Annotated in this window: 8 protein-coding genes; 5 read left to right on the top strand and 3 right to left on the bottom strand. The window is 70.2% G+C overall.

Annotated elements, in window-relative coordinates; translation table 11 throughout:
- Positions 1-51 precede the first annotated feature (51 nt).
- Together AC5Y5E_RS29115 and AC5Y5E_RS29110 are read left to right on the top strand one after the other, a co-directional pair.
- The gene (locus AC5Y5E_RS29115; protein WP_499907284.1) at positions 52-519 is read left to right on the top strand and encodes an MTB12 family secreted protein; all 468 of its coding nucleotides are present in this window, start codon (positions 52-54) and stop codon (positions 517-519) included.
- 148 nt (positions 520-667) lie between these two features.
- Entirely contained in the window at positions 668-1,171 is a 504-nt protein-coding gene (locus AC5Y5E_RS29110; protein WP_499907282.1) for an MTB12 family secreted protein, read from the top strand.
- Here the strand turns inward: AC5Y5E_RS29110 and AC5Y5E_RS29105 are convergent.
- The 3 genes from AC5Y5E_RS29105 to AC5Y5E_RS29095 form a co-directional block, all read right to left on the bottom strand.
- Positions 1,165-2,046, bottom strand: coding sequence for a sigma-70 family RNA polymerase sigma factor (locus AC5Y5E_RS29105; RefSeq protein ID WP_499907280.1), 882 nt, complete (start codon positions 2,044-2,046; stop codon positions 1,165-1,167). The genes AC5Y5E_RS29110 and AC5Y5E_RS29105 overlap by 7 nt on opposite strands.
- Positions 2,043-2,639 (bottom strand): carboxymuconolactone decarboxylase family protein, encoded by a 597-nt coding sequence (locus tag AC5Y5E_RS29100; RefSeq protein WP_499907279.1) that lies wholly within the window; start codon positions 2,637-2,639, stop codon positions 2,043-2,045. The genes AC5Y5E_RS29105 and AC5Y5E_RS29100 overlap by 4 nt, the downstream gene beginning before the upstream one ends.
- Positions 2,640-2,708: 69 nt before the next feature.
- The gene (locus AC5Y5E_RS29095) at positions 2,709-3,023 is read right to left on the bottom strand and encodes a type II toxin-antitoxin system VapB family antitoxin (protein ID WP_499907277.1); all 315 of its coding nucleotides are present in this window, start codon (positions 3,021-3,023) and stop codon (positions 2,709-2,711) included.
- Between the two features lie 164 nt (positions 3,024-3,187).
- Between AC5Y5E_RS29095 and hrcA the strand changes: the two genes are divergently transcribed.
- From hrcA to AC5Y5E_RS29080, 3 genes are all read left to right on the top strand, one after another.
- Entirely contained in the window at positions 3,188-4,231 is a 1,044-nt protein-coding gene (gene hrcA, locus AC5Y5E_RS29090) for a heat-inducible transcriptional repressor HrcA (RefSeq protein WP_499907275.1), read from the top strand.
- A gap of 69 nt (positions 4,232-4,300) precedes the next feature.
- Positions 4,301-5,446, top strand: a complete 1,146-nt coding sequence (gene dnaJ, locus AC5Y5E_RS29085) for a molecular chaperone DnaJ (protein ID WP_499907273.1) — start codon at positions 4,301-4,303, stop codon at positions 5,444-5,446.
- A gap of 100 nt (positions 5,447-5,546) precedes the next feature.
- Positions 5,547-6,329 (top strand): 16S rRNA (uracil(1498)-N(3))-methyltransferase, encoded by a 783-nt coding sequence (locus tag AC5Y5E_RS29080; protein WP_499907271.1) that lies wholly within the window; start codon positions 5,547-5,549, stop codon positions 6,327-6,329.
- Positions 6,330-6,346: the final 17 nt, after the last annotated feature.

Genomic DNA, 6,346 nt, shown 5'->3' with positions numbered 1-6,346 from the left:
GGCGCCGAGGGCAGAATCACAACTCTTACTCACCAGGGGGAGGACCTGACCATGAGAACGAAACCCTTGAAGTCCTTGGCCATCGGCGCGATAGCCATGGGCGCGGCGGCCGCCGGCGCGACTCCCGCCGCAGCCGCGCCGCCGCAGGATCCGCCGCCGGCGCCGGGACTGCCGAGCCCGGACCAGGTGTCAAACCTGTGCACCCAGGCCACCGATCCCGGCGTGTCCTACACGACCAAGACCAACCTGGTGCAAAACGGCATCGCTCCGGACGAGGGCCACGTGGCCGACCACGACCTGCGCAAGGCATACCGCAACGGAAACTTCCCGGAGACGTTCGCCGTGACGAACATCGCGCCTGCCGGTCCGAATATGGCCCAGGCCGACGTCGCCATCGCGGGTCCGAAGTTCGCCGGGCCGGTGGAAAAGCACCTCGCGTTCGTCAACGAGGGCGGCAACTGGATCCTGCAGCACGACGCCGCGATCGCCCTGATACAGGCCGCGACCGCGACGAACTAGCAACGCCGGGCAGCCTGTGCACCACACAGTGGGCGCACAGGCTACTCACATGACGTGGCCGTAACGTCTCGGTGCGCAGACACGAAACAACAGTCGAAAGAAGCACACTGGCACGGTCCGTCGACGCGTGCCCACCTGAGGGGGGACCATGAGAAACGTCAAATTCTTCGCCGGCGGCGCCGCGGCGCTGGCCGTCATCGGGGGAGCGGCCGCCGGCATCACGTCCGTCGTGGCACCGGGTGAGGCGGCCTCGGTTCGGCTGATCGCGGTCGGCGCGCCGCTGCCGCAGGATCCGCCGCAGGCGGTGAATGTGCCCACGGCCGATCAGTTGACCGGCGTGCTGAACAGCCTTGCGGACCCGAGCGTTTCGTTCTCGAGCAAGAGCAACCTGGTCGAAGGCGGAATCAGCGGGCTGGAAGCGCACGTCGCCGACAAGAAGCTGCAGAAGGCGGCCAAGAACGGCGACCTGCCGCTGGCGTTCGGCGTCACCAACATTCAACCGGCCGCGGCCGGTTCTGCGACGGCCGACGTGGCGGTCTCGGGTCCCAAGCTCACGTCGCCCGTGACCCAGAACGTCACGTTCGTCAACCAGGGCGGCTGGGTGCTGTCGCGCGCGTCGGCGATGGAGTTGCTGCAGGCCGCCGGTCAGTGACCGGCGCGCACGCCGCGCAGGTCTAGTTTGGCGATCCGGTCCGGGTCGGCCAGCACATCGATGGCCGCCACCAGCCCGTCGCGCACCACGAAACCCATGATGGCGGTGGGCCGCCCGTCGACGAACACGACCGCGCCGGCCGCGCCGTTGACGATGGCGCGGCGCACCTCGCGCTCCGGCGCCGCGTAGCCGCGGGCCAGCTTGGCCACGGATTGCGCACCCTCGGCGCGGAATACGTTGGCGCCCTTGCCGAAATCGCCGCGCAGCACGACGCCGGGGTCCAGCACCGACACCAGCCGGTCGAAGTCGCCGGCGCGGCCCGCGGCGAAGAAGGCGTCCACGGCCTCGCGTTGCGCGGCGACGCCGCCGTCGGGGGCCGGATCGGCCTCCTCGATGCGCCGGCGGGCCCGGCTGGCCAGCTTTCGGGTCGCCTCCGGCGTCCGCTCGACGATGGGCGCGATCTCGTCGAACGGGACGGCGAACACGTCGTGCAGGACGAAGGCCAGCCGCTGGGCCGGCGGCAGCGTGTCCAGCACCACGAACAGCGCCAGCCCCACCGCGTCGGCCAGCATCGCCCGGTGCTCGGGATCGAATTCGCCCTCGGCATCGACGATCGGGTCGGGCAGGTGCCCGAGGGGCTCCTCGCGGCCGCGCCCGCGCAACGCGTTCAGGCAGATGCGGGCCACCACGGTGGTCAGCCAGGCGTCGAGGTTGGCGATATCGTCAGCGGCCCGCCCGGCGCTGAGCCGCAGCCACGCCTCCTGCACGGCGTCCTGGGCGTCGTCGACCGAACCCAACATGCGGTAGGCGAGGGCGCCCAGCCTCGGCCGCGCCGCCTCGAAGCGGGCGGACAACGAAGCGTTCGCCGCCGTCACGCGCGACCGGCCTCTGGCAGGGCGCACACCCGGTTGCCGGAGAAGCCGGACGAGCCGATGCCGAGCGCGATGTTGAACCGGGCGCGCATGTTGCCCAGGTTGATGACATGGGTGAGGCCGACCAGCTGCGGCGTGTCGAAGTGGGCGCGCAGCGCCTCGAACAGCTCGTCGGTCACCTCGACCGGGGTGCGGCTCATCGCGGTGGCGTACTCCATGATCAGCTTGTCGAGCTCGGAGAAGCAGGACGCGTTGCGGTAATCGGCCATCGCGAGCAACTCCTCGTCGGTGATTCCCCACCGCCGCGCGATCTGTGAACCCAGGTCGATGCAGTACTCGCAGCGCACGGTAGTCGCCGCCTTCAGTTCGGCCAGCGCGCGGTGGCGGGGGCTGAGGATGTCCAGCTTCGACTCGGCCTGCTCCAGCTTGCCGTAGGCGCTGAGCAACCGCGGGATGTGCGCGTACATGCGCAGCGGTTCCAGCATTCCCGCCGTTTCCAGGCCGGCCATCTGCGCAAGCTTGCGCTTGGTGAAGAAGAAGGCGATCTTGGCGCCCAATCCGGCCTCGCGGTCCGAGACTCCTTGCAGCCGAGCCATGGCGTCCTCCCTTGAATGTCTCCCTTTCTAGGTCGACACCCGGCGACGCCCAAACGTGACCGCCGAAGACTACGTCTGCTGGCTCAGCGGCATGTCCATGTCGAACACCCGGGCGTGCAGCACGGTGCGGTTCCGCAGCGCGGCGCGCACCGCGCGGTGCAGGCCATCCTCGAGGTAGATGATCCCCCTCCAGCGCACCGCGTGCGGGAAAAGGTCGCCGTAGAAGGTGGAGTCCTCCGACAGCAGGCGGTCCAGGGCCAGCACGGTCGTCGTCGTGACCAACTCGTCGAGCCGGATCTGCTGGGGCGGTATTTGGGACCAATCCTTGTAGGACAGCCCGTGATCCGGATACGGCTTGCCGTCGCGCACGCCCTTGAAAATCATTGGCGGGCCTTCCGCGACGTCCGCGAAGCGTCGCTTCGGCCCGACCGGTACATGCTGGACAGGCTAGCCGGGAAGTTGCCGGAGTTCGCCGCCAGACGTCTGGTAATGGCGGTTGGCACCTTTTGCGACCCGTAAAATGGACGCAATCAAGGAGGTGGGAGCCGATGGGAAGCGCGGACGACCGTCGCTTTGAGGTGCTGCGCGCCATCGTCGCCGACTTCGTCGCGACCAAGGAACCGATCGGTTCGAAGTCGTTGGTGGAGCGCCACAACCTGGGGGTGTCGTCCGCCACGGTCCGCAACGACATGGCGGTGCTAGAGGCCGAGGGGTACATCACCCAGCCGCACACCAGCTCCGGGCGGGTGCCCACCGAGAAGGGCTACCGCGAGTTCGTCGACCGGCTCGACGACGTCAAGCCGCTGTCGTCGGCCGAGCGCAGCGCGATCCAAAGCTTCCTGGAGTCCGGCGTCGACCTCGACGACGTGCTGCGCCGCGCGGTGCGCCTGTTGGCGCAGCTGACCCGCCAGGTTGCGGTGGTCCAGTACCCGACGTTGTCGACGTCGACCGTCCGCCATCTGGAGGTGGTCGGGCTGACCCCGGCGCGGCTGCTGATGGTGGTCATCACCGACTCCGGACGGGTGGACCAGCGCATCGTCGAGCTCGGCGACGTCATCGACGACCATCAGCTGTCCCAGTTGCGCGAGATGCTGGGCCAGGCCCTGGTCGGCAAGCGGCTTTCCGCCGCGTCGACCGCGGTCGCCGACCTGGCCGGGGAGCTGCACGGGCGCAGCGGGCTGGCCACCAACCTGAGCGACGCCGTCGGCCGCTCGGCGACCGTGTTGCTGGAGTCTCTGGTCGAGCACACCGAGGAACGCCTGCTGATGGGCGGCACCGCCAACCTGACCCGCAACGCCGCGGATTTCGGCGGTTCGTTGCGGTCCATCCTGGAGGCCCTCGAGGAGCAGGTGGTGGTGCTGCGGTTGCTGGCGGCACAGCAGGAAGCCGGCAAGGTGACGGTGCGCATCGGCCACGAGACGGCCGTCGAGCAGATGGTCGGGACCTCGATGGTGTCCACCGCCTACGGCCACTCGGATACCGTGTACGGCGGCATGGGTGTGCTGGGCCCCACCCGGATGGACTATCCGGGAACTATCGCCAGCGTGGCTGCGGTTGCTCTGTACATCGGCGAAGTGCTGGGTGCCCGATGACCGCGCACCCGCACCAGAGTTTGTGGACGGCCGCGTAGCGCGGCTTAGGACCTTTCAGGAGAGTCAGGCGTGGCACGCGACTATTACGGGCTGCTCGGCGTGAGCAGAAACGCCAGCGATGCGGACATCAAACGCGCCTACCGCAAGTTGGCGCGCGAGCTGCATCCGGACGTCAACCCCGATGAGGCCGCGCAGGCCAAGTTCAAGGAGATCAGCGTCGCCTACGAGGTGCTGAGCGACCCGGAGAAACGCCGGATCGTGGACCTGGGCGGCGACCCGCTGGAGAACGCGGCCGCGGCCGGCGGCGGGTTCGGCGGCTTCGGCAACTTGGGCGACGTGTTCGAGGCCTTCTTCGGCGGCGGTTTCAGCGCGGGGTCGGCGTCGCGCGGGCCGATCGGGCGGGTTCGGCCCGGCTCGGACTCGCTGCTGCGGATGCGGCTGGACCTCGAAGAGTGCGCGACCGGGGTGACCAAGCAGGTCACCGTCGACACCGCGGTCCTGTGCGACCGCTGCCAGGGCAAGGGCACCAACGGCGATTCCGCGCCCGTCCCCTGCGACACCTGCGGCGGCCAGGGCGAGGTGCAAACCGTGCAGCGTTCGCTGCTGGGCCAGATGGTGACGTCGCGGCCGTGTCCGACCTGCCGCGGCGTGGGGGTGGTCATCCCCGACCCCTGCCACCAGTGCATGGGCGACGGCCGGGTGCGGGCCCGCCGCGAGATCAGCGTCAAGATCCCCGCCGGTGTCGGCGACGGCATGCGCGTGCGGCTCGCCGCCCAGGGTGAGGTCGGGCCCGGCGGGGGACCGGCCGGTGACCTGTACGTCGAGGTCCACGAGCAGGCCCACGACATCTTCGTCCGCGAGGGCGACGACCTGCACTGCACGGTCTCGGTGCCGATGGTCGACGCGGCGCTGGGCGTCACCGTCACCGTCGACGCCATCCTGGACGGCAAGAGCGAGATCAACATCCCGGCGGGCACGCAGCCCGGCGCCATCATCACGTTGCGCGGCCACGGGATGCCGCACCTGCGCTCGGGCGTCCGGGGCAACCTGCACGTCCACGTCGAGGTGGTGGTGCCGAGCCGGCTTGACCACCGCGACACCGAACTGCTGCGTGAGCTGAAGGACCGCCGCAGCCGCGATGTGGCCGAGGTTCGCTCGACGCACGCCGGCGGTGGCCTGTTCAGCCGGCTCCGCGAGACCTTCACCGGGCGCTAGCCGCGCCCTCGCCGCCGAACGTGGGGTCTATGGACGAATTCGGGCCGGTATTCGTACCTAGGGCCCCCGCGCGGTTAGCGGCTTGACGTAGGAGAAACCCATGGTGGCGACGCTGTTCTACGTCGACGCACTGCCCGACACCGGCGAGCTGGCCGTCGTCGAGGGCGACGAGGGCTTCCACGCCGCCACCGTGCGCCGGATCCGGCCGGGCGAGCGGCTGGTGCTCGGCGACGGCGCCGGTGCGCTCGCCCACTGCGAGGTCGAGCAAGCGGGTCGCGACGGCCTGCGGGCCCGGGTGCTCGAGCGCTGGAACGTGCAGCCCCCGCGTCCGGCGGTGACGGTGGTGCAGGCCCTGCCCAAGTCCGACCGCTCGGAGTTGGCGATCGAATTGGCCACCGAAGCCGGCGCCGACGCGTTCCTGGCCTGGCGGGCGGCCCGCTGCGTGGCCAGCTGGGAGGGCGCCCGGGTCGACAAGGGCCTGCGCCGCTGGCGTGCCGTCGCCCGGTCGGCGGCCCGGCAGTCCCGCCGGGCGCACATCCCGCCCGTCGACGGCGTGGTGTCCACCGCGGCGCTGACGCAGCGGGTTCGCGACGAGGTGGCGGCCGGGTCCGTCGTGCTGGCGCTGCACGAATCGGCGACCGACCGGCTCGCGGATTCCCATGTGGCTCAGGCGGATTCGGTGTTACTGGTGGTTGGGCCCGAAGGGGGCATCGCGCCGGACGAGATCGCCGCGCTGATCGAGGGGGGCGCCACGGCGGTCCGGCTCGGCCCGCAGGTGCTGCGGACGTCGACCGCGGCCGCGGTGGCGCTCGGTGCGCTGGGCGTGCTCACCGCGCGATGGGCGTCGGACGAAGCATTGGGAGACGCTCCTGACCGGCGGTAGACTGGCAATCCAGGATT

It is taken from the genome of Mycobacterium sp. NGS54 (assembly GCF_059812465.1).
The sequence above is the reverse complement of the archived record's forward strand: the minus strand, read 5'-3'. Positions and strand labels throughout refer to the sequence as shown.

Excerpts from the sequence above, each read along its gene's own strand:
- AC5Y5E_RS29115 (WP_499907284.1), top strand. The coding sequence starts at position 52 with ATGAGAACGAAACCCTTGAAGTCCTTGGCCATCGGCGCGATAGCCATG.
- AC5Y5E_RS29110 (WP_499907282.1), top strand. The coding sequence starts at position 668 with ATGAGAAACGTCAAATTCTTCGCCGGCGGCGCCGCGGCGCTGGCCGTC.
- AC5Y5E_RS29100 (WP_499907279.1), bottom strand. The coding sequence starts at position 2,639 with ATGGCTCGGCTGCAAGGAGTCTCGGACCGCGAGGCCGGATTGGGCGCC.
- AC5Y5E_RS29095 (WP_499907277.1), bottom strand. The coding sequence starts at position 3,023 with ATGATTTTCAAGGGCGTGCGCGACGGCAAGCCGTATCCGGATCACGGG.
- hrcA (WP_499907275.1), top strand. The coding sequence starts at position 3,188 with ATGGGAAGCGCGGACGACCGTCGCTTTGAGGTGCTGCGCGCCATCGTC.
- AC5Y5E_RS29080 (WP_499907271.1), top strand. The coding sequence starts at position 5,547 with ATGGTGGCGACGCTGTTCTACGTCGACGCACTGCCCGACACCGGCGAG.